Origin of the sequence: Nocardia sp. NPDC020380, from assembly GCF_044386975.1 — a bacterium.
Classification (GTDB): domain Bacteria; phylum Actinomycetota; class Actinomycetes; order Mycobacteriales; family Mycobacteriaceae; genus Nocardia.
Window position 1 is genome coordinate 244,598 of record NZ_JBIRVQ010000012.1, and the last position, 22,437, is coordinate 267,034.

General features: G+C 66.7%; 22 protein-coding genes. 13 read left to right on the forward strand and 9 right to left on the reverse strand.

Annotation, left to right across the window (positions count from 1 at the left end; all coding sequences use genetic code 11):
* Positions 1-14: 14 nt before the first annotated feature.
* Entirely contained in the window at positions 15-2,072 is a 2,058-nt protein-coding gene (locus tag ACH438_RS31820; protein ID WP_397011932.1) for a CocE/NonD family hydrolase, read from the reverse strand.
* Between the two features lie 210 nt (positions 2,073-2,282).
* Between ACH438_RS31820 and ACH438_RS31825 the strand changes: the two genes are divergently transcribed.
* The 4 genes from ACH438_RS31825 to ACH438_RS31840 all read left to right on the forward strand — a co-directional run bounded on the left by ACH438_RS31825 (position 2,283) and on the right by ACH438_RS31840 (position 4,394).
* Complete coding sequence (locus tag ACH438_RS31825) at positions 2,283-3,194, forward strand: RNA polymerase sigma-70 factor (RefSeq protein WP_397011934.1); 912 nt, start codon at positions 2,283-2,285, stop codon at positions 3,192-3,194.
* A gap of 44 nt (positions 3,195-3,238) precedes the next feature.
* A complete protein-coding gene (locus tag ACH438_RS31830) occupies positions 3,239-3,679 on the forward strand; it encodes an SRPBCC family protein (RefSeq protein ID WP_397011936.1) in 441 nt (146 codons plus the stop codon).
* 99 nt (positions 3,680-3,778) lie between these two features.
* A complete protein-coding gene (locus tag ACH438_RS31835; protein WP_397011938.1) occupies positions 3,779-4,078 on the forward strand; it encodes a hypothetical protein in 300 nt (99 codons plus the stop codon).
* Positions 4,071-4,394: a hypothetical protein gene (locus ACH438_RS31840; RefSeq protein WP_397011940.1), complete on the forward strand. Its 324-nt coding sequence runs from the start codon at positions 4,071-4,073 to the stop codon at positions 4,392-4,394. Before ACH438_RS31835 ends, ACH438_RS31840 begins: the two co-directional genes overlap by 8 nt.
* Before the next feature lie 22 nt (positions 4,395-4,416).
* On the opposite strand, the gene ACH438_RS31845 is transcribed toward ACH438_RS31840, so the two are convergent.
* Together ACH438_RS31845 and ACH438_RS31850 are read right to left on the reverse strand one after the other, a co-directional pair.
* Positions 4,417-4,860: a pyridoxamine 5'-phosphate oxidase gene (locus tag ACH438_RS31845; RefSeq protein WP_397012123.1), complete on the reverse strand. Its 444-nt coding sequence runs from the start codon at positions 4,858-4,860 to the stop codon at positions 4,417-4,419.
* 33 nt (positions 4,861-4,893) lie between these two features.
* Positions 4,894-6,132: an alpha/beta hydrolase family protein gene (locus tag ACH438_RS31850; RefSeq protein ID WP_397011942.1), complete on the reverse strand. Its 1,239-nt coding sequence runs from the start codon at positions 6,130-6,132 to the stop codon at positions 4,894-4,896.
* Positions 6,133-6,283: 151 nt separating this feature from the next.
* Here ACH438_RS31850 and ACH438_RS31855 point away from each other — a divergent pair, with 151 nt between their 5' ends.
* Both ACH438_RS31855 and ACH438_RS31860 read left to right on the forward strand, forming a co-directional pair.
* Positions 6,284-6,769 (forward strand): MarR family winged helix-turn-helix transcriptional regulator, encoded by a 486-nt coding sequence (locus tag ACH438_RS31855; RefSeq protein ID WP_397011944.1) that lies wholly within the window; start codon positions 6,284-6,286, stop codon positions 6,767-6,769.
* 18 nt (positions 6,770-6,787) lie between these two features.
* Positions 6,788-8,035, forward strand: coding sequence for an FAD-dependent oxidoreductase (locus ACH438_RS31860; protein ID WP_397011946.1), 1,248 nt, complete (start codon positions 6,788-6,790; stop codon positions 8,033-8,035).
* Between the two features lie 15 nt (positions 8,036-8,050).
* Here the strand turns inward: ACH438_RS31860 and ACH438_RS31865 are convergent, their stop codons facing one another.
* Both ACH438_RS31865 and ACH438_RS31870 read right to left on the reverse strand, forming a co-directional pair.
* Positions 8,051-9,256, reverse strand: a complete 1,206-nt coding sequence (locus ACH438_RS31865; protein ID WP_397011948.1) for a PucR family transcriptional regulator — start codon at positions 9,254-9,256, stop codon at positions 8,051-8,053.
* A 10-nt stretch (positions 9,257-9,266) separates the two neighbouring features.
* Positions 9,267-11,069 carry an AMP-dependent synthetase/ligase gene (locus ACH438_RS31870; RefSeq protein WP_397011950.1) on the reverse strand — a complete coding sequence of 601 codons (1,803 nt, stop codon included), beginning with the start codon at positions 11,067-11,069 and terminating at the stop codon, positions 9,267-9,269.
* Between the two features lie 334 nt (positions 11,070-11,403).
* Here ACH438_RS31870 and glnA point away from each other — a divergent pair, with 334 nt between their 5' ends.
* From glnA to ACH438_RS31890, 4 genes are all read left to right on the forward strand, one after another.
* Positions 11,404-12,840, forward strand: coding sequence for a type I glutamate--ammonia ligase (gene glnA / locus ACH438_RS31875; protein ID WP_397011952.1), 1,437 nt, complete (start codon positions 11,404-11,406; stop codon positions 12,838-12,840).
* A 75-nt stretch (positions 12,841-12,915) separates the two neighbouring features.
* Positions 12,916-13,275 carry a nuclear transport factor 2 family protein gene (locus ACH438_RS31880; RefSeq protein WP_397011954.1) on the forward strand — a complete coding sequence of 120 codons (360 nt, stop codon included), beginning with the start codon at positions 12,916-12,918 and terminating at the stop codon, positions 13,273-13,275.
* Positions 13,276-13,503: 228 nt separating this feature from the next.
* Complete coding sequence (locus tag ACH438_RS31885; protein ID WP_397011956.1) at positions 13,504-15,705, forward strand: hypothetical protein; 2,202 nt, start codon at positions 13,504-13,506, stop codon at positions 15,703-15,705.
* Between the two features lie 24 nt (positions 15,706-15,729).
* Positions 15,730-16,092: an arsenate reductase family protein gene (locus ACH438_RS31890; RefSeq protein WP_397011958.1), complete on the forward strand. Its 363-nt coding sequence runs from the start codon at positions 15,730-15,732 to the stop codon at positions 16,090-16,092.
* Positions 16,093-16,100: 8 nt separating this feature from the next.
* On the opposite strand, the gene ACH438_RS31895 is transcribed toward ACH438_RS31890, so the two are convergent.
* Positions 16,101-16,556 carry a nitroreductase family deazaflavin-dependent oxidoreductase gene (locus ACH438_RS31895; RefSeq protein ID WP_397011961.1) on the reverse strand — a complete coding sequence of 152 codons (456 nt, stop codon included), beginning with the start codon at positions 16,554-16,556 and terminating at the stop codon, positions 16,101-16,103.
* A gap of 129 nt (positions 16,557-16,685) precedes the next feature.
* Between ACH438_RS31895 and ACH438_RS31900 the strand changes: the two genes are divergently transcribed.
* A complete protein-coding gene (locus ACH438_RS31900) occupies positions 16,686-17,375 on the forward strand; it encodes a TetR/AcrR family transcriptional regulator (protein ID WP_397011963.1) in 690 nt (229 codons plus the stop codon).
* 16 nt (positions 17,376-17,391) lie between these two features.
* Here the strand turns inward: ACH438_RS31900 and ACH438_RS31905 are convergent, their stop codons facing one another.
* On the reverse strand, positions 17,392-17,739 hold the full coding sequence (locus ACH438_RS31905) for a DUF4873 domain-containing protein (protein ID WP_397011965.1): 348 nt from the start codon (positions 17,737-17,739) through the stop codon (positions 17,392-17,394).
* The gene (locus ACH438_RS31910) at positions 17,736-18,647 is read right to left on the reverse strand and encodes a diiron oxygenase (protein ID WP_397011967.1); all 912 of its coding nucleotides are present in this window, start codon (positions 18,645-18,647) and stop codon (positions 17,736-17,738) included. Before ACH438_RS31910 ends, ACH438_RS31905 begins: the two co-directional genes overlap by 4 nt.
* A gap of 95 nt (positions 18,648-18,742) precedes the next feature.
* Between ACH438_RS31910 and ACH438_RS31915 the strand changes: the two genes are divergently transcribed.
* A complete protein-coding gene (locus tag ACH438_RS31915) occupies positions 18,743-19,447 on the forward strand; it encodes a TetR/AcrR family transcriptional regulator (RefSeq protein ID WP_397011969.1) in 705 nt (234 codons plus the stop codon).
* A 1-nt stretch (position 19,448) separates the two neighbouring features.
* Here the strand turns inward: ACH438_RS31915 and ACH438_RS31920 are convergent, their stop codons facing one another.
* The gene (locus ACH438_RS31920) at positions 19,449-20,660 is read right to left on the reverse strand and encodes a DUF418 domain-containing protein (protein WP_397011971.1); all 1,212 of its coding nucleotides are present in this window, start codon (positions 20,658-20,660) and stop codon (positions 19,449-19,451) included.
* A 144-nt stretch (positions 20,661-20,804) separates the two neighbouring features.
* Between ACH438_RS31920 and dop the strand changes: the two genes are divergently transcribed.
* Positions 20,805-22,304 carry a depupylase/deamidase Dop gene (dop, locus tag ACH438_RS31925; protein ID WP_397011973.1) on the forward strand — a complete coding sequence of 500 codons (1,500 nt, stop codon included), beginning with the start codon at positions 20,805-20,807 and terminating at the stop codon, positions 22,302-22,304.
* Positions 22,305-22,437: the final 133 nt, after the last annotated feature.

Consider the following 22,437-nt stretch of genomic DNA (forward strand, 5'->3'; position numbering starts at 1 on the left):
ACAATCTGATTCCATTAGCGTGAGAAGCTGCTCGCCGGTGCCAGCGGCACCACCAGACTCGACGGGAACGCCGCATTGCGCTGAATCTGCTGCGAGGTACCCAGCAGCCGCGGCAGATCCGTCGGGATCGGAATCGTGGACGGGAACGTGCCGGTGGTGATGCGCACCCGCAGGGCGTGACCCGGATCCAGGCGGTACCAGGTCGGGCGCAGCTTGATCTCCATCTTCACCACGTCACCCGGAGTGAGCAGCTGCTCGTTCTCCGTGGTGATCACATGCTCGGGCGCATAGACCAGGCCGTCGGGGGAGCGCCAGGTCTTGTCATCGTTGAGCGTGCGCTGACTCGCCAATTGCGAACCGCCGGTGATGTTCACCGACGAACCATCCGGCGCCACATCGTCGAGCCACACCTGGAAGGCGGCATCGGTGCCGGTGGACGAGGCGTACAGGGTGACGCTGGACGGGCCCGCCAGCACGGTCGGCTCGGTCACCGGATCCATCGTGTACTTCATGCCCGCCGTCGGCTGCTGCACCCATTCGGTGCACGGGTTGAACGCATTGAAGACGCGGAACACGAAATCCAGCAGGCCGGCGGTGTATTGGCCCAGGGTCTGGCGATTGCACAGATTGTCGATGCCGGTGTAGTCCAGCTTGTCCGAGGCATCGGTGACTGTGGGCGGCTTGTCGCTCAAGCGATCACCGTCGAACCAGCGCTGCGTGACCGCCGCCTGCTGGAACGGGTAGCGGGCGGTATCGGCCGCATTGTTATTGGCATCGATCACATGCAACGGTGTGTCGGTCTTGTCCACGCCGTTGTCGATGTCCTTGAGCCAGCGGTCGAACCAGGCCAGGGTGATCTGATCGGTGTCCAGCCGTGAACCCGGGCCCATGCCGATGGCCACGTGATACCAAGGGCCCATCAGCAATTGGTAGCGGCCGTCGGGCTGCTGATCCGGCGCCATGGGCGCGAACTGATCGCGGCCGGCCGAAAGGTTCTGCAGCTGCGAGTAATTGCGCATCGGGCCCTCCTGATAGAGGTCCCAGAAGCCGCCGATCTGATACATCGCGATGCCACGATCGGTCAGATTGTGCATATCCGTCTCGAAGCGGCGCTCCTGCCACCACGAGGTGTCATAGGCCAGCGGGCCGCCCGCGTAGCCCTCGATCAGCAGCTTGATCGGGCTGTCGTTGGCGATGACCGCCTTCAAATGATCGATCAGCGAGGTCAGGAAGGTCTGCGGTGACACCACCGCCGTCAGGAACGGCCCGATCAGGCTCAGATACGGCACCATGAAGCAGATCGCCGTCAGCAGCAGCGGGCTCATCATGCCGTCGTGATTGAGCACCTCGTTGAAGATATTGTTCGGCATGGCAATCGGCACAATGGCTTTGAGCGGTGAATCCGGGCCGACCGCCTCCGCGGTGCGCATGGCGTCCAGGGCCGGGAACGAATAGCCGAACATGCCGACCTTGCCATTGGAGCCGGGCAGTTTCGCCGCCCAGTCCACCAGTTCCACACCGTCCTGGCCGTCCTGCTTGGAGGCCGGGTTCCAGGCGCCGGTGGAACCGCCGGTGCCGCGCACATCCGCGATCACCTCGATATAGCCGTGCTTGACCAGCATGTCCTGCGCGGAGGTGGCCTGATTGATCACGCGCCGAGCGTCTTTGAGGTTATCGGGCAGCTGAATGTGCAGATCGTCGATGACACCAGTGATCGCGGCGGTCAGCGCACTGGTCACCGCACCGTAGGTGGTGAAGTTGACGACCACCGGGAAGTCCCCGGCGGCGCGCTGCCCGGTCGCCGGATCGGTGGGATACCGCACCTCGGCCTGCAACTGGGTGCCGTCGGAGAGCGGAACCACATGTCCCAGTTCATAACCCACGCCGTACTTCTCCGGCGACGGCTGATAATCGGCGGGCAGGCCGAAATTCGCGGGCGCGCTCGGCACCGGACCCGACACCGGCACCGCCCCGGCCGGCGTGGTGAACGTAATGGTCACCGCCAGCGCGGACAGGCCCGCCGCGGCGAGAGGGGCCCACCGGCAAAGCCGCGCCCCGGGAATGATCTTCAACGATCTACCTCTGCGAATAGGTCGGGAGGCCAGCGGGCAGGCAGGCGCCGCCACATGACCCCGTCGTCGAAATTCAGCACACCGCACAGTCACCGCCCACCGCTACCGGCAATCCCCAGAACCCCGCACCACCGGCTTGTGCACCCGACCAAGCCCGACACGTCACCGAGACCATTGCACTGCCCCCGCGTTTCGACGAGGATCCGAAGGGTGAGCGAGCATGGGGTGGGCGAGCCGGAAACCTTCGATACCTTACGGCCGTTGCTGTTCACCATCGCGTACGAGCTCCTCGGCAGCGCCGCCGACGCCGAGGACGTCCTGCAGGACAGCTACCTGCGCTGGCGCGACATCGACCCCGCCGCGGTCGAGCACCCCCGCGCCTACCTGATCAAAATCGTGACCCGCCAAGCCCTCAACCGCCTGCGCACCGTGCGCCGCCGCCGCGAGGACTACATCGGCAGCTGGCTCCCCGAACCCATCCGCACCGAAAACGACGCCAGCCACGATGTCCTGCTGGCTGAATCGGTCTCCATGGCCATGCTCCTGGTTCTCGAAACTCTTACTCCCACCGAACGCGCCGTGTTCGTCCTGTCGGAAGTCTTCGGCCACACCCACGCCGAAATCGCCGACATGATCGGCAAATCCGCCCCCGCGGTCCGCCAGATAGCCCACCGCGCCCGCACCCACATCCAATCCCGCCGCAAACGCTTCACCCCCGACACCGACACCAGCCGCGCGGTCATCGCCCGCTTCCTCCACACCGCCCAAACCGGCGAAGTCCAACCGCTCATGGACCTGCTGGCCCCCGACGTAGTCCAAATCTCCGACGGCGGCGGCGTGGTCACCGCGGCCCGCCACCCCATCACCGGCGCCGAACAGGTAGCCAAATTCCTCCTGGCCCTCTCCCGAAACGCCATGTCCGGCATGCACTACGAACCCGCCACCTTCAACGCCCTCCCCGCCCTCATGGCCCGTTCCCCCGAAACCGGCGCCCTCGACTCCATCCTCCTCATCGAAACCGACGGCACCCGAATCACCGCCCTCTACGCAATCCGCAACCCGGAAAAACTGCAGCTCGCCGACAAGACCCACCTCCTCGACCGCGCCGCCCAACCCACCTGACGGCCGACCTGTCACAGTCCGCGAAGGAGCGGTGTCCGAAGGTCATGGAAACGATCACCGTCGAACGCACCATCCCCGCCCCCATCGACAGGGTCTTCGAATGGTGCGCCGTCACAACGAACTACGAGCGCAGCCCCTGGGTTCTCCGCGACACCCTCACCCGCCCCGGCGAAGACGCCCCCTGGGGAGTGGGCGCCCTCCGCAAACACACCTGGCTCCTGGGCCGATTCCACGAACGCATCACCGCCTACGACGCCCCCCACTCCTACGCCTACACCGTCGACCGCAGCTTCCCGCCCTCCCGCCACGAGGGCGGCCGCATGACCTTCACCGAAGTCCCCACCGGCACCCACGTCACCTGGACCACCACCACCGAAGCCGCCCTCCCCCTCGCCGCCCCCTTCATCACCCGCCACCTCGCCAAACCCGTCATAGCCCACGTCTTCGGCCGAATCCTCGACGCCTGCGCCGCCGATCTCGGGTGACGGCAGGATGTGGGAGGTGCTCATGTAGGTCCGTTGCAGGTCGGTCCGACGGGTAAATTATGGCCTTGACCTGCGGTAGTCTGTGGTAGTCTGGTTGGTGTGGCAATTACGTGGTTTTGGGGACTGGCTACGCTGCTGGCCCGATCAGGTATTGACCTCGACGATCTTTACGACCTTGTCAGCGCGTGGCTGCGCGGGCAACGGTCACTGCGGCTGCTATCCGGTGTCGATCACACGACCGGGATAAAGGCGTCGGTGCTGATGGGCCGCACCGACAGTGGGCAACTGCTGGTGATCATTGCCCGCATCGACGGCCGCGACCTGTACGTGATCAATGCCCTCCACCCCACCCCCGAACTGATCGCCGACCATGAACGATGGGAGCACCGCAATGACTGACTCTTTCGACGACATGAGCATCAATGATGTGGCCGCACTAACCGAGCGGATCATGGCATCACTGGAACTGGACGCATCGCAAGAAGCCACTCCGGAGTCTCTAGGTTTCGATACGACCGGAACGACGATCCCGCGCTCGGTGAAGTTGACGCCGGAACTCGACCTTCGATGCAAGGCGCGAGCCACCGAACTCGGGTTGTCGCAGTCGGCCTATATCCGGTCCTTGATCGAACGTGATGTATCCACGCGGACGGCACGGCCGCTCACCACTGCCGACCTGCCGTTGATCCTCGAATTCCTGCGGCACGCTGCCTGATTCGACTCGTGAGTACGGGCTCTCAGCCGTTGCTGTAGATGCGGTCGGGGGTTATGAGGACTACGGCGCGGCGTTCGGTGGCCATTACTCGGTCGTATTCTTCCCAGTTGTCGTGGGTGCCGCCGGCGGCGGTGAAGACCTCGCGGAGGAGGAGGCGGAGGCGTTCGGGGTCGATGGCGGGGGTGGGGTCGTCGGGGCCGGTGATCCAGGCCGGGCCTTCGGCGGCGGCCCATTGCCAGCCGGAGCGGGCCACCACGGTCATGCGGGGGCGGGCGCGGAGGTTGGTGAGTTTGCGGGTGCCGCCGCGGAGGACCATGCCTACTACAGGTTCGCCGGTCAGGGGGTGTTTGAGGACGCCTGCGTTGACCAAGGAGGACTGAATTGTGTTGTCGGGGCGTAGGGTCGAGACGACGCAGAGGCCGTGGTCGTCGCCGATGAGCCGTTCGAAATCGCCCAGATCCGTCACCTGGGGAAGTCTACGCACTCGGTAATCGTGTGGTCAGGAGACGAAGCGGACATCGGGGTAGTCGGGGCTGTTCGTGTCGAACAGGGTGGTGGGGACCTGGTTCAGGTGCAGGTCGAAAAAGGCGGTCAGGTAGGCGCTTTGGGCTTGCAGGGACTCGGTGGGATCGATCGAGCCGACCATCTGGTGGCAGGCCTTCGGCGAGATGAGTTCCGCGAGCTGGGGGATGACGGCCTGCAGGTCGGTGAAGCTGTAGTGGGAGCTGTTGTGAAAGTGCAGGTCTCGCTTCCAGGCCCGCTGATTGAGCCAGAACTGGGTCCACGACCAGTCCAGTTGCGGCGTGGCGTGGGAATGCTCGTAGGTGCGCCCGCTGGCGGGGTCGATGATCGGATCGGAGCCGATCAGCATGAACGGGCGATCCACGCCGTGCTCGGTGATACTGCGCAGCCTGCCCAGCGCCATCCCGCCGTCGAGATTGACCCCCGCGCGCACCCTCGGATCGACACACATGACCTCACCGGCCGTGTAACCCCCCAGGGAATGCCCGAACATGCCGACCTTGTCCAGATCCGACGCCTCCGCCAGACCGGTTGGAAGACTGCGGTTCCCGGCATCGGGGTTCTCGCCGTCGCGTAGCCGGTTCATCGCGTCCAGGACGAACTGGGTATCGGTGATCCGGGTATCCAGCGCGGTCTCGACGTAGGTCTGGTTCCGATCGGGGATTCCGGTGACGAGCCGGCCGTCGGGGAATTCGACGACCTCCGCGTCCCCGGTATGGGAGATCGACACCACCACATAGCCGTAACTGGCCAGATCGTCGACGCGCACGGTATTGAGCTCACGCGGACTGCCCAGACCGGGGGAGAACAACACCAGCGGCCACGGCCCGGAATCATCGACCGCTGCGGCCTCGACCGCGTGCCGCCGGGTGTAGGCCCAGTCGACCGTATCCGCCGGGATGTCCAGCGATTCGGGCGCGCTGCGATCGAGCACCGCGGCCACGGGCTCCGATACCCACGCCGCCCGCGTCCCGCCGGGCTGCGCCGGATAGGCCACCGTCACCATCAATTCGCGCGGCTCGCCCGCGCGCCACGGATCGTTCCGCGTGTCCACCAGATGCAGATCGATGGTCCCGACCGGGTAGCGGCCACTGAGCGGTGGCAGCGTGATCCGCGTCCGCCCATCGGCCGCGGCCTGCTTCGGATCACTCACGATCGGGCACACGGCCGCCAGTAGCACACCCGCAGCCAGTGCGAACGCCTGCCTGCGGCGCATCGACACCCCTCTCTTCCTCCTCGATGCGCCCCATCCTGGCAGATCGCATTCGTCCTAAACGTCCCCGTTGACGGCGAGTCTCGTGGCAGGAAAAACCGGGAGCCAGGAGCAAACTCTTTTGCTTCCATGAAACAAATGATAAATTTGTTTCATGGAAGCAAACAAAGACCAGATCTCGGAGCTGGCGCGCACCACCTCCCGCTTCGCCGAGGCGATGCGGCAGGGCACCTCGCGGGCCTACGACCCGGTCCGCGTCGGCGTGCTCCAGCTCGCGGCCGAATCCGGGCCACTACGCGCCGGTGAGATCGCCGAACGACTCGACGCCTTGCCTTCCTCGGTGACCAGACATGTTCGCGCGCTCTCGGATTCGGGCCTGGCCACGAGCGCACCGGACCCGGTCGACCGGCGCGCGGTCCTGGTCGAGGCCACCGAGGCCGGCCGGGCCGAACTCCGCCAGTTCCTGGACGTGGGGGACCAGGTCTTCGCCGCGGTCATCGCCGACTGGACCGCCGAGGACGTCGTCACCCTCACCGCACTGCTCGACCGCTTGATCGAATCCTGGGCCACGGCGGGCCCCGGGCAACAACAGCGCGCAGGGTCGCGCAATCCGAATCGATTCGGCTGGAGCCGAATCTGACACAGAGGCGGAAATACCATGGATACCAGCAACTCCCGACCCTCGATCGCCATCGCCGGCGCCGGCCTGGCCGGGCTGTGTCTGGCGCAATCCCTGCACCGCGCGGGGATCGACGTCCACGTCTACGAGCGTGACGCCGGCCCGGTCGTACGCCGCCAGGGCTACCGCGTCACCGTCGACAAGAACGGCAGAGCGGCCCTGCGGCAATGCGTTCCGGCCGAACTGTTCGAGCTGATATCCGCGGTCTCCGGCGCGCCAGGCGGATACTTCCGGTTCACCAACAAGGACCTGCGCGACGCGTTCGCCCTGCATTTCGACGAGAACGAAACCGACCAGACCGGCCAGATGGATCGCCAGACCCTGCGCACGATCCTGCTGCGCGGCCTCGAGGACCGCGTGCACTTCGGCAAGGGCGCGATCGGCGTCGAGCAGGACAACGACAGCGCGACACTGCACTTCGCCGACGGCACCTCGACGCGTGCTGACGTGATCGTCGGCGCCGACGGCATCGGCTCGGCACTGCGGGCCGCGGTGCTACCCGATTGCGAACCGATCGATTCGGGCATGCGCGCGCTGTACGGCCGCACTCCACTACAGGTCGGAGACCGCTGCATGATGCCGCCGACGCTCACCTCGAGCGGGGTACTGGCCATCGGCGACCAGCCGGGACGATCGGTGTTCTTCACCTCCATGCGATTTCGCGAGCGGCCCTCGGCGGCGTTCGCGCGGCTCGCGCCCGACACCGAGGCACCCGTGGACGACGACTATGTGATGTGGGGTCTGGTCTTTCCCGGCGGCGACGAACCGTTCACCGATTCCCAGCCCACCTCGGCGCAACTGCACGAATTCGCCACCGACCTGGTCGGCGAATTCCACCCTGCGATAAGGGAACTCATCGCCGAATCCCAGCCGGAATTCACGATGCGAGTGCCGCTGGTGATCGCGCAGCGCCCGCGCACGTGGCAATTGTCGCGAGTCACGCTGATGGGGGACGCGGTCCACGTGATGCCTCCGGCGGGTGCACACGGCGGCAATACCGCCCTGCGCGATGCAGCCCTGCTGGCGAGCAAACTGGAACATGCCGTCGCGCAAGGTGAATCACTCGAACAAGCGCTGACGGCCTACCAGGATGAAATGATCCCGTACGCGTTCGAAGCCGTGGACGACGCCTCCAAGCAACTGCGCCGCCTGAAAGGCACGAACCCGGTGCGGCTCTGGATCCTGTTGCGTGCCCTACCTCGACTGCATCGTGTCACCGTGCACTGACCACCGGCCCGCGAATCACGGTGCGAACGAGGCCGATTCGAGTCGCCGGGCAATCCGCGCCGCGGACAATGTCATGGCATCGGTGGGCCGATGCGGATCCAGGCCGGTGAGCTCGTGGACGCGAGCCAGCCGATAGGTGACCGTATTGCGGTGGATATTGAGCAGCCGTGCCGTGGCCAGCTGATTGAAACCGGTGTCCACGAACACTTCCAGCGTCTCCGCCAGCAGCGGCTGCGTATCGAGGGGCGCGAGCACGGCGGCCAGCCCGGCCCGCGCCGAACCGCCTGCGGCGACGGTGTATTCGAACATCAGATCCGCGCGCCGGCACACCACCTGCGGCCGATCCAGGCACCGGCCCAGTTCCGCGAGCAGGCGAGCCTCGGCGAAAACCTCGGGAACCTCCGCACGAGTGCGCGCCATGGACACCCCCACCCAGAACGGCGCGGGCGGGTTCGCGCGATGCGCGATTTGTGCAGACTGCCCAGAAGGCAGCATCGGCAGCCGCGAAGCCAGGGACCCCGCGGTAGCGGTCCCGTCATCGCCGGGCTGCAAAGGAAGCAGCGCCGTCCAGCCGCCACTGTCGAGGCGCAGGAACACCCCCGGAATGGCTTCGATGCGATGGCGCAGTTCGCTGGTATCGGCAATGCGCGCCGAGCTCAGCCGGAAGACCGCGACGAGGAAGGCATCGGGCACGGCGATCGCTGGTTCGTCGGCCCATTCGATGGGATCGTGGCCGGTCAGCAGCGCATCGGCGATGGTGCGGCGCCGTTCCAGCAGCTCCCAGCGCGGATCGTGCACGCGCTGCACGTAGGCCGTGGCGATGCGCGTGGTCACCACGGTCACGTAGTGCAGCAGGGGGAGTGCGGCATCGGCGAGCAGTTCGCGTTCGGCGGTCGAGGCGGCATCGCGCAGGCGCTGCCAAATGTGCTCGGCCCCGGCGCGATAGCGGCCGAGCACTTCCTCGAGGGGTTCTCCGTCGCGAACCCGCCCGACCGCGATCTCCACGATTTCTCGTGTGTCGTCCTCGGTCGGGGTGATGCCGCTGCGCAGGAAGTCGAAGAACAGGTCGACATTCAGCTTGGCCCCGCGTTCGAAACCGCTGGCGACCAGCGGTTGCGGCAGGGTTCGGTACGGCGGCAGCGCGGTCGGGAATTCTTCCCTGGCCGCAACCGCACGCCGATACAGCTCTTCCAGCGCTCGGTCCCGGGTTCGCGTCTGCATAACTCTCCTACTACGCGTACAGCGCTTCGATAGTAGCCGCGTATGCGGTAGCTATGGGTTTGCGCCTGAGTTTTCCGGTCGCCGTGAGGCAGTCGTTGCCCGGTGTCCACACCTCCGGGACGACTGCGAACTTCTTGATCTGTTCCACCCGGGAGAGCTTGGTGTTGGCCGCATCGATGCCCTCCTGCAGGCTCGCCAGCACGGTCGGATCCGTGGCCAGGGCGGTTATGGTGCGGTCAGGTAGCTGGTGGCGCTCCGCGAAGGCGGCGGCCAGATCCGGGTCCAGCAGGATCAGTGCGGTGTTGTAGGCGCGGCCCTCACCGATGGCGACCACCGTGCCCGCCAGCGGTGTGGATTCGGTCACAGTGTTCTCGATATTGGTCGGCGACATGTTCTTGCCGGCCGCATTGATGATGAGTTCCTTCTTGCGATCGACGATCGACAGGTAGCCCTCGGCGTCGAGTTCGCCGATATCGCCGGTGTGCAGCCAGCCCTCGGCGTCGATGGTCTCGGCGGTCTTGTCGGGCGCATTGCGGTAGCCGCGCATCACCATCTTGCCGCGCACCAGCACCTCACCGTCCTCGGCGATGCGGACCTCGGCGCCGGGCAGCGCGGTGCCGACCGTGCCGATCTTGATGCGTTCGGGGCGCCCGACCGTGGCGCCGGCGGTGCATTCGGTCATGCCGTAGCCCTCGCACAGCGGCAGGCCCAGGCCCAGGAAGAACTCGTGGGTGTCCTTCGGGATCGGCGCGGACCCGGTGACGGCGATGCGCACCTTGTCCAGGCCCAGCCGCTCGCGGACGGCCGACAGCACGAGGCGGTCGGCAAGCTGGAATTGGGCCTTCTCCAGCAGGTTCTGGCTGCGGCCCGCGGAGATCGCGCGGGCGCGGGCACGGCCGGTGCGAATGGCGAAGTCCACCAGCAGGCGCTTGATCGGGCTCGGTTCGGTGGCGAACCGATCCTCCAGTGCCGCTTTGACCTTCACCCACACCCGCGGCACGCCCAGGAACACCGTCGGATGCACCTCGATCAGCGCCTCGGCGACCTTCTTCAGGTCGGGGCAGGTGGTGATCTGCGCGCCGGTGATCATCGAGAGATAGTGCGCGAACCAGCGATTGGCGGCGTGCGCGTCCGGCAGATAGGAGACCACTCGATCCTCGGTCGACCCGCCGCCGAACTCCTCGACCACGCGGGCGTTCTCCAGGAAGTTCGTGTGGGTCAACTCCACGCCCTTGGGCGGGCCGGTGGTGCCGGAGGTGTAGACGATGGTGAGCAGATCCTCGGGATCGACTGCGCGCCAGGCGGCCTCGAAATCGAAGTCCTCGTTCTCCGTCGCCTCGATCGCGGCAAGTGAGACCGTCCCCGCCACGTCCTCGTCCACGCAGATCACGAGCTCTACGTTAATGCCTTGGGCCGCCGCTTTTTCCACGGCTTGCAAAACCTGTGGCGCGAACTGGCCCTCGCATACCACGGCTTTGTTGCCGGCATTGCCGAATTGGTAGACGAGCAGATCCACCGGATTGGTGTTGTACACCGAGAACGGTGTCGCGCCGGTGTGCAGCACGGCGGTATCGATGAGATGGAATTCGGGCCGGTTGGTCAGCATCAGGGCGACGGTGTCGCCGTGGCCGATGCCGCGGGCCGCGAGTCCGGTGGCGATGGCGCGCACCCGGTCGCCGTACTGGCGCCAGGTGACGGTGGTGCCGCCGCCCATGGTGCGCAGTGCGACCGCGTCCGGATAGCGGGTCACATTGGCTTGGAACGCCTCGCACAGCGTGCGCGGGGCGGGGCCGGCAACCGTTGATGAATTCACGACCTACCTCAGGGCTCGAGCGTCGACGAGGGCAGGCGTGCCCTCGGGATGCTATCCAGCAGACCGCACAAAGGGCGCCCGGAACCAGTGGCAATGGACAAGAACTGCGCTTTTCAGTTTGTGCATGATGCACAAGTCTATGGGGAAGGTTTACCGTCGCCATATCGCGCCTGCGGACCGCGTATCCCAGAATTAACGAATGATCTTGTTACGCAGGCGAATTCGAGTCCGGACGCCACCGCGATCGACGTATCGTGTTAGCACTAATGAGGACCGCCGGATACCCACCGGGAGCCGTCCGATCGGGTAGCGGTGCGGCCGTGAGGAGCCAGCGGTGATCACCCCTACTACCAATGGAGTGCAGGAATTCATCAACGCCGAGGAAGTCGAATACGTCGACATCCGCTTCTGTGATGTCCCCGGCGTGCAACAGCACTTCTCCGTACCCGCGAGCATGTTCGGCGAGGATCTGGTCGAGAACGGCATCGCCTTCGACGGATCCTCGGTCCGCGGATTCCAGGCCATCCACGAATCCGACATGCTGCTGCTGCCGGACCTGCGCACCGCGCAACTGGATTCGTTCCGGGCCGCCAAGACACTCAATATCAACTGTTTCGTGCACGACCCGCACACCCGCGCGGCCTACAGCCGCGACCCCCGCAACGTGGCGCGCAAGGCCGAGGAATACCTGCGCTCCACCGCCATCGCCGACACCGCCTATTTCGGGCCCGAGGCCGAGTTCTACATCTTCGACTCCGTCCGCTACGACACCACCATGAACGGGGCGTTCTACGAGGTCGATTCCGTCTCCGCGGACTGGAACACCGGGGCCGAGCACAACCCCGACGGCACACCCAACCGCGGCTACAAGGTGCGGCCCAAGGGCGGCTACTTCCCGGTCGCCCCCTACGACGCCGACGTGGACCTGCGCGACGAGATGTGCACCAATCTCATGACCGCGGGCTTCGACCTGGAGAAGGGCCACCACGAGGTCGGCACCGCCGGCCAGGCCGAGATCAACTACCGGTTCAACACGCTGCTCGCCGCCGCCGATGACCTCATGCTCTACAAGTACATCATCAAGAACACCGCCTGGGCGGGCGGTAAGACCGTCACCTTCATGCCCAAACCGCTGTTCGGCGACAACGGGTCCGGCATGCACGTGCACCAATCCCTGTGGAAGGACGGCTCACCGCTGTTCTACGACGAGGCGGGCTACGCGGGGCTGTCGGATCTGGCCCGGCACTACATCGGCGGGCTGCTGCATCACGCGCCGTCCCTGCTGGCCTTCACCAATCCGACCGTGAATTCCTACAAGCGGCTCGTGCCCGGCTTCGAGGCGCCGGTGAATCTGGTGTACAGCCAGCGCAATCGCTCGGCCGCCGTCCGAATTCCGGTGACCGGCACCAGCGCGGCCGCCAAACGCCTCGAATTCCGTTGCCCGGACTCCTCCGGCAACCCCTATCTGTCCTTCGCCGCCATGATGATGGCCGGTCTGGACGGCATCACCAACAAGATCGAGCCGCCGATCCCGGTCGACAAGGACCTCTACGAACTCACCCCCGAGGAGAGCGCCGAAGTCACCCAGACGCCGGGCAGCCTCTCCGAGGTCATCGATCGCCTGGAATCCGATCACGAATACCTCACCCAGGGCGGCGTGTTCACCGAGGACCTCATCGACACCTGGATCCGCATCAAGCGCGACAACGAGATCGCCGAGATCAACATCCGCCCGCACCCCTACGAATTCGAGCTCTACTACGACGTCTAGAACGCCATCGTGGCAGGCCACAGCATTACCTGACACGTAATCGACTCCATGCACCGAGTCCGAGAAGCTTGGCGCATGAGCGAATACGACACCATTGCACAGCGCTACATCGACACCTGGAACGAGAAGGACGCGGGCAAGCGCCGCGCACTGATCGACGAGTTGTACGTGACGGACGTGGAATTCACCGATCCGCTGGTGGACCTCCGCGGCACCGAAGCCGTCGACGCCATGGTCGCCGGCGCACAGGAACAGTTCGCGGGACTGGAATTCGGGCTCGGACCCGTCGACGGGCATCACGACATCGCCCGGTTCACCTGGACCCTCGGCGCGCCCGGCGCCACCGAACCGCTGGTGATCGGCTTCGATGTGATCACCCTTGAGGACGGCCGCATCGGCCGCGTACAGGGCTTCCTGGACAAGGTTCCGGCCTGAGCTAGCCTGGAGAAGTCGCACAGCGAGGTGCGGGCACTGCGAAACAACGGCAGTGCCTGCGCCTTTGCTCCACTGTCGGGGGTGCGGGTTAGGGTGACGAATGTGACTGGGGCGCAAGGCCGGTCATGCGGGGCGATTTCAAACTATGACGTTGCCCTCACTGCGCCCGCGAGTCGTGCGGTGCGCCATACGATCCGGGGCTGAATTATGCGGGAAGGCGACATGGCCATGGATCGAAGTGCGTTCGTCGAAGTGATGAACGAGGCGAGCGGCATGCTGGATGCCGGGCAGGCCGATGCTGCCCTCGCGCGCCTGACCGCATTCGACGACGCCTTGACCACCGCGCCCGACCCCAAGGATTACGGCTGGATCGTCTCCTACCGCTTCCGGTCCGCCTTCGCCGCGGGCGATTTCGCCCAGACCTTGCACCTGGCCGAACACGGCCCCGCCCGGTTCCCCGCCGACATCCCGCCCGCCACCCTCGCCACCATGTACTCGATGGCCATCGAGGCCGCCACCCAGCTCGACCGCCCCGACAGCGCCGTCACCATGGCCGACCGCTGCATCGACCTGCGCCGCGCGCACGGCGACCACGACGAAGTGCTGATGGCGGCCATGACCGCCTGCACCCTGCTCGGCGACATCGAAAGACACGACCTGGCAAGCAGATACGCCGAACTGCTGGTCGTGGAGGGCGAAGGCCGCGACGAACCCCGCGCCTACGGCTACTACGCCCTGTGCGCCGCCATCGAAAACGGCGGTGGCGCCCACCAGATCAACCTGCTCCGCGCCGGGCGCGACTGGCTGACCAGCCACGACAACGAATTCGCGCGCGTGGCACTGGAATACCTGCAGAACTCCCCGGTCATGCAGGACGCCCCACTCGGAATCCCCAGCGCACCACCCGCCGGCCCGCCCCCGATCGATCTGGCAGGAGCTCCCGGCCCGGCCTACCCGCCGGTCAACGGCCCGGGTGCCGGCGATCTACAGCCCGCTTTCGCAGGCCCGGCAGGACCCTTCACCGGCGGCCCCATTCCCGGTGACCCGCCGCCGGGATTTCCCGGCACACCGCACTTTCCGGCCGCCGAACCGAACCTGGTCGATCCGTCGCCGGGAATCGCGGACCGCGCAAACCCGCTGGCAGACCGCCTGAGTGACGCCGATCAGCTGGCCGGAACTCCGAGCCTGACGAACCAGCCGCCCGGCGCTCCGGATGCCGGTGATCTGCAGCCCGGATTCGCGGGCGCAGCAGGTTCGTTCATTGCGGGGGAGCCGCGGGTCGAATTTCCGGGCCCGGCAGGCTCCTTCGCCGGTGGTGTCGGTACGGGCGTCCCGCAGCCCGAGTTTCCGGGCGCGGCGGGTTCTTTCGCCGGTGGTGTGGATGCCACTGATCCGGAGTTCGAGTTCGCGGGGCCCGCGGGTTCCTTCGGCGGTGGTGTGAATGCCGCTGATCCGGAGTTCGAGTTTCCTGGTCCGGCAGGTTCATTCGCCGGTGGGCCTGGTGCGCCCGATCCCTACTTTCAGCCGGCGGCCGCGCGGAATCCGCTGGTAGGCGGTCCGGGAGAGGGTAATCCGTTCGGCGGGGGACAGGCCCCGCTGTATCCGCCGTCGGAGTTCGCGGCATCGAGTGATGCGCAGACCACGATGCTGAACTCGCAGGATGTGCTCGCCGAGGTCCGCCCGCTGGTGCCACCGGGCGGTGAGCGGCCACTGATTTCGGAGGATCCGCTGACCGGTGTGCCGTCGCTGTCGATGATCGGGGTGTCCTCACCGGCCGATACGACCGCGACGCAGCTGCTGCCGACCACCGGGGGAGTGAACCTCATTCCGGGGTCCAAACAGCCGCCCGCAGATCAGGTTGCCGGTGGCGAGACCGCCGATGCGCTGCTGGAAGCGGGACGGCCCGCGGTCGCCGCGGCCGCCTTTCGCGCGCTGATCGACGAAGCCGTCTCGACCGGCAATCCGGACATGCTGATTCTCGGCAAGTCGGTGCTCAGCCTGCTGACGGCGCTGATCTTCGATGATCGGTTCGCCGAAGCGCATGCGGTCTGGATCGATGAGCACGGCCCGACCTACGGCGGTATCTGGGCGCTCGAGAACGGGCAGACCTCGCGCCACGACGCGATCGCCTACAAACTCATCTCCGCATTCCTGCACTCGCTCAGCACCGGTGACCGCAATGCCAGCAATGCCGCGGTCGACACGCTCATGTTCGAGTCGGTCGAGTGGGCCTACGAGAGTGATCAGCAGGCCGTGCCGCTGATGATCAACACTTGGCGCCGGCACCTGGAAGAGATCCACGAGGGCGAGCCGCCCCCGGAGTACCAGGGCCTGCTCGTCGCCGCCGAACAACGGTGGGGCACGCCGATTCCGCCCGATGCCAGCCTGTACTGGATGCGCCCGTACCACTGGGTCGTGGATTGGTATTGACAGCGTTCCGCCTAGGCTGCAGCCATGGCAGCGACTGAAATCTGGCACAACCCCCAGTGCTCGAAGAGCCGCACCGCGAAGGCGGTGCTGGAAGAGACCGGCGCCGACTACGTCGAGCGCCGCTACCTCGACAATCCTCCCACCGCCGCCGAAATCCGCGCCGCCCTCGGCAAACTGGGCCTCGAACCCTGGGAGATCACCCGCACCGCCGAAGCCCAGGCCAAAGAACTGGGCCTCGCCAAGTGGGCCAAAACCCCCGCCGGCCGCGACCGCTGGATCGAAGCCCTCGCGACGCACCCCCGCCTCATCCAGCGCCCCATCGTGATCACCGCCGCCGGCCGCGCCTACGTAGCCCGCGACGAGGAATCCCTCGACGCCTTGCGCTGAGCGCGTTCTCAGGAGAGGGCGAAGACCGGGAAACCCGGTGCGATGTCGGCCAATTCGGCGTCGGTGGCGTCCTTGGTGACGCCTTCGAAGAACTTGCCGACCTCCCAGCCCCAGCGCTCGAGGTAGGCGCGCAGGACAGGGATCTTGTCGGCGTCGGGGAGTTCGACGGCGGTGAAGGTTTCGGTTTTGCGGCCCAAGCGCAGTTCGCCGGTGCCGGCGACGCGCAGGTTGCGCACCCACTGGGTGTGGCCGCGCGGGGCGACGAGGTAGCGGGTGCCGTCGGAGGTGGTCAGCAGGTTGACCAGGGTGGTGCGCCATTCGCCGGTCTTGCGGCCGCGCACGGCGAGCAGGCGGGAGCCGGCGACGCTGATGCCGAGGCGGGGGACCAGGTTGAAGATGCGGTTCATGATCGGGTCCAGGCCGGTGGGGCCGAGGTAGCGGGTGGCGGCGGTGTGGGCGTCCATGAGGTGTTCCTTCGCTCGATGCGAGAGCAGTGCTCTCTGATAAGGACAGTGTCCACGCATCCGGACCCGACTGTCAAGAGCAGTGCTCTCGAAATATGCTGCCGATCCGAAACGTGGCACACTGTCCGAATGAGCGTCCCCCGCACCGCCCGCGCCCGGGCCCGAGCCGAAATCACCCGCGAGATCACCGACGCCGCCCGCCGCCAGCTCGCCGAATCCGGCGCCGCCGCACTCTCCCTGCGCGCCATCGCCCGCGAACTGGGCATGGTCTCCTCCGCGCTGTACCGCTACTTCCCGAGTCGCGACGAGCTGCTCACCACGCTGATCATCGACGCGTACAACGCCCTCGGCGAGGACGTGGAGAAAGCCGTCGAGAACGCGGCCACGCCGCGCGCGCAGTGGCGCGCCGCGGCCGGCGCCGTGCGCGCGTGGGCCCGTGCGCATCCGCACGAGTACGCGTTGATCTACGGCTCGCCGGTGCCCGGCTACGAGGCGCCGCAGGAAACCATCGGCCCCGCATCCCGGACCGGCGTCGCGATCCTCGGTCTGGTGTTTCGCGCATGGCAGGACGGCGCCCTCGCGCCCACGCAGGAGACCCTCGCCCCGGACCTGTCGGCCCAATCCGCCGCCATCGCAGCGATGATCGGGCCCGGCCTACCGGAATCGACTGTGGCGCGCACGTTCCTGGCGATGACGCAGATGTTCGGCGTGGTGACCTTCGAACTGATCGGCCAGCTGAACAACAGCATGGATCCGGCCGGTCCGTTCTTCGACTACGCCATCGACACCATGGCCGACCTCGTCGGCCTGCCCGCCTGAGCCTGCCTCGCCGGAATCAGGCCGCTTCCAACGGAAACGGCGGCGTGCCCACGCCGGTGATGCGCAGATTGTCCCAGGGATCGCGCTCCTGCAGCACGCCCCGCGCGGGAGCGCTGCCGGGCACGGTCAGGAATACCTGCCCGCGCCCGGGATCCGGCATGTCGACGCCTTCGGCCGCGGAAATACGCCCGTACCAGTGAAATACGCCGTCTATCGGGTCCAGATGCCCGTTCAGGCTGACCGTCACGGCCACCTCGATACCGGGTGCGTCCAGCAGCGCCGGCCCCGAATACTCCGGCGCCGGTTCGGGTTCGGGTGTCTCGGGTAGATCCGCGTGGCGGCTGCGGCGCCGCCCGAACCTCACAGCAGCCCCTGCTGCTGCCAGATCCGCTTGCCGATCGAGCCCATGAGCCCCTGCTTCTCCAGGAAGGCGCCCAGGCTCGCGGCCCCGATGCCCAAGGCGCGCTTGGCCGCCGGATTGCGCCGCGCCACCCGGCGCGCGGCGCGCGGATCGTCCAGACCGGCCCGCCGGTACATGTGCTGGTTGGTGAGCAGGTAGACGAACAGCGGCGCCGCCACCGCGACACACAGCCGCGTGTAGGCGATTTCGGAACGCGACAGCTCGGGTACGCGGCGCGCCAGGGCATCTCGTGCGAACCCGATGTGGCGCGCCTCCTCGGTGACGTGAATGCGCATGGCGCGCGCCACGAGTGGCTGTAGTTCCGGATCGTCGAGCGTGCGCCGCTGCAGGGCGTCGAAGATCTCCTCGCCGACCAGTGCGCCCACCCACACCATGGACCCGCGCAGGAACACCTGCAGGGAGCTGATCACGAGTCGTCCTGCGGGCCTGGGCCAGTAGGGTCGCGCGTCGATGCGGTCGATGAGTTTGCCGAACATCATCATGTGCCGGCATTCGTCGCCCATTTCGGTGAGCGTGTAGTGCGCGTGCCGCGAGGTGGGGTCGCCGGACATGAGTTCGCGCAGCAGCAGCCGGTTGAGCAGGTTCTCGAACCAGATGCCCACCGAGAGCACGTTGGCCAGTTCCTGGCGGGAGAGTTCGCGGCGTTGTTCGGGGGTCATGGCGTCCCACAGCGGGGTGCCGTAGAGGGAGACCACCTCGGGTGGGAGGAAGAATTTGCCGGGGTCCAGCGGTGCGTCCCAGTCCATGTCGACCACGGGGTCGTAGGACTTCTTCACCGATCCGATCAGCAGGCGCTGTGCGAAGGACTCGCGGGAGATTGCCGCGTCCTTGGTGACAACGTCGTCGCCCATGACGGCTCCTGACTCTTTTACTGATACAGGCTGTTACACTCAGATTAGTGCTACATGCTGTAGCGGTCAATGAACGGGTAGGTATCGTGAGGCGAATGACCGGTACCAGCTCACCCACGCCGCCCGCCGCCGACGGCCGCAGCACTCGCTGGAACGGCCACAAGGCCCGCCGCCGCGCCGACATGCTGGATGCCGCCGTCACCGTCATCGAGGAGCACGGCACCGATATCTCGGTGCAGCAGATCGCCGATCGCCTGCGCGTGCCGCGCCCGGTCGTCTACCGCCACTTCGACGGCCGCGCCGACCTCGACGACGCCATCCGCCGCCACATCCTGGAATCGCTGCTCGCCGAACTGCTTCCGCGCCTGCGCCCCGACGGCACCATGAAAGACGCTGTGCGCGGCGCGATCAGCACCTATGTCGGCTGGATCGAACGCCACCCGCATCTGCACCGCTTCCTCACCGCCGCCGACCCGCACAGCGAATCCTCCGGTGCGCTGGCCGGCGCCCGCGACCGCATCGGCGGTCAGCTCGCCGACCTGTTCGCCGAATCCCTGAGCCGCTTCGGCATCGACCGCAATCGGGCCCGCCCCATGGCCTTCGGCATGGTCGGGTTCGTCGACGGCGTCGTCAACAGCTGGCGCGCCGCCCCCACCCTCACCTCCGAACAGGTCGAAGGCATCCTCACCGAATCGGTGCTGGCCCTGCTGGAAGGCAATGCGCGCAGCCTGGACGTCCCGCTCACCCGCGATACGGTGATCGCCGACGTGATCGCCCGCGCCGAGGTCGCGCGCGCCTGACTCAGCGAGTCAGCGCGGTGTAGCCGCGATTCCAGAGCCACTCCACCGGGCCGCGCGCGAAGCGGCGCAACCAGAAGTGCGCGAAGGCCAGCATGAGCGCGCAGACCAGCAGATAGACGCCGACGGTGAACGGCACTCGCGCGTTCGGCGATACCAGCGAGGTCAGGCCGAGACCCCAGCCGTAGCAGAGGAATCCGCACACCAGGTTCTGGAGTATGTAGCAGCTCAACGCCATCCGGCCGACCTCGGCGAAGCGCCGTGCGACCACACCCGGCGCGGGGCGGCGGGTGTAGAACTCCGCGACCAGCGCGAGAATGCCCAGCGACACGAACGGCGCGGTGCCGTAACGGGTCAGCAGCAGATTGTCGCCGAGCACACCCGCGATCAGATCGATCGGCGCGGCGATGCCGAAACCGATGATCATCAGCCGCTTGCGGATGCGCGCACCCCGCGCCTCGAACACCCCGGTCCGGAACAGGAACGCACCCAGCAGGAACAACGCGATCGACATCGGGAAGATGAAGATCGGCTCCAACCGGAACTCCAGCGCGTGCTGGACGCGGAACACCACCAGATCCCAGAACGAGCCGTCCACATAGGGATTCGGCGCCAGCCGCGTCGGCGGGCCCGAATCCTTGTGGGGCGCAAGCGCCATCCCCACCCCGAGAACGGTCAGTATCGCGAGGTGGATGCTCGCCGCCACGATCAGCCACCGGCGCTGCGCCCGCGGGCTGCGCGCGAGGATGAACGCCACCACCAGCCCGGTCACCGCATAGCCCATGAGCACGTCGAATTCGGCGACGAACAGGAAATTCACCAGCCCGTCGAGGAACAACAGCCCCGCCCGCACCGGATAGCCGCCCGGCCAGCGCCGCCCGCCGCGCACCGCGGATTGCTGCTGAATTGCCAGCCCGATGCCGAACATGATGGTCAGCAGCCCCAGAAACTTGCCCTGCGCCAGCTGTTCCAGGATCTTTTCCGTCCACAGCCAGGCCCCGGCGGGCTGATCGGCGCCGCGCACGTAGCCGAGCAGTCCGTCGGCATCGGTGAAGATCCAGATATTGGTGCCCAATGTGCCCAGGATGGCGATGCCGCGCAGCACGTCGAGCGCGGGCAGCCGGGACGAACCCGCATGTCCAGGAACGGAATTCGGGGCCTCGATCGCCGAGATGGCCGAACCGCCTGAGGGAATCGGGGGTAGCGGTTCGGCCATGGGGGCAATCGTGCCGCGCGGGTGGGTGCGGGCGGATCGCTCGTGAGGACGACGGCGCATCCCTCTCCGGAATGACCAGGGATTCCGGGGCAACCCTGACCCGGGCGCGCCCGATTCGCGCCGGCGTCGCCTAGGCTCGTCACCATGCAGCGCATCATCGGAATCGAGGTCGAGTACGGCATTTCGACGCCTTCCGAGCCGTCGGCCAACCCGATTCTCACGTCCACCCAGGCGGTGCTCGCCTATGCCGCGGCCGAGGGCGTGCCGCGCGCCAAGCGCACGCGCTGGGACTACGAGGTGGAATCCCCGCTGCGCGACGCGCGCGGTTTCGATCTCGGCAGGCTCAACGGGCCCGCGCCGGTCATCGACGCCGACGAGGTCGGTGCGGCGAACATGATCCTCACCAACGGGGCCCGCCTCTACGTCGATCACGCCCACCCCGAATACTCCGCGCCCGAGGTCACCGACCCGATCGACGCGGTCATCTGGGACAAGGCCGGCGAGCGGGTCATGGAGGCGGCCGCCCGCTATGCCTCCAGCGTGCCGGGCGCCCCGCGCATGCAGCTGTACAAGAACAATGTCGACGGCAAGGGCGCCTCCTACGGCACCCACGAGAACTATCTGATGAGCCGCGAAACGCCGTTCAACCAGATCATTCTGGGGCTCACGCCGTTCTTCGCCTCGCGTCAGGTGGTGTGTGGTTCGGGCCGCGTGGGCATCGGGCAGTCCGGTGATACGCCCGGCTTCCAGCTCTCCCAGCGCGCGGACTACATCGAGGTCGAGGTCGGCCTGGAGACCACGCTCAAGCGCGGCATCATCAACACGCGTGACGAACCCCACGCCGATGCCGACAAGTACCGCCGCCTGCACGTCATCATCGGTGACGCCAACCTGGCGGAATGGTCGACCTACCTGAAGGTCGGCACCACCGCGCTGGTGCTCGATCTGATCGAGGCGGGTGAGGATCTCTCGGATCTGCAGCTGGCCCGCCCGGTCACCGCCGTGCACACCATCAGCCACGATCCCACCCTGCGCGCCACCGTCGCGCTCTCGGACGGGCGCGAACTGACCGGCCTTGCGCTGCAACGCATCTACCTCGACCGCGTCGAGAAGTACATGGACCGCATCGGCAACGACGATCCGCGCGTGCAGGACGTCGTCGAGAAGTGGGCCCATGTCCTGGATCTGCTCGAGCGCGACCCGCTGGAGACCGCGGATCTGCTGGACTGGACCGCCAAATTGCGCCTGCTGGAAGGCATGCGCAACCGCGAGGGCCTGACCTGGGCCGCCCCGAAACTGCACCTGATGGACCTGCAGTATTCCGATGTCCGCCTGGACAAGGGCCTCTACAACCGGCTGGTCGCCCGCGGCTCGATGCAGCGCCTGGTCAACGAGCAGGACGTGCTCGAGGCGATGACCAACCCGCCCACCGACACCCGCGCCTACTTCCGCGGTGAATGCCTGCGCCGCTTCGGCGCCGATATCGCCGCGGCCAGCTGGGACTCGGTGATTTTCGACCTGGGCGGGGATTCGCTCGTGCGGATTCCAACGCTGGAACCGCGCCGCGGCACCAAGAACCACGTCGGCAAACTCCTGGACGGAGTGCACACCGCCGCGGAATTGGTGCGCCAACTCACGCACTAGGGCTTGCGTACGGAAGATCGCGGCGGAGCCACATTCGGGTTTAATCCGGCATGTTGTCCCCGCTGATAGGTAGTGTTGTGGAACGAGCATCGGGTAATCACCGGTGCTCGCCGATGATCACAGAGGAGGTCGG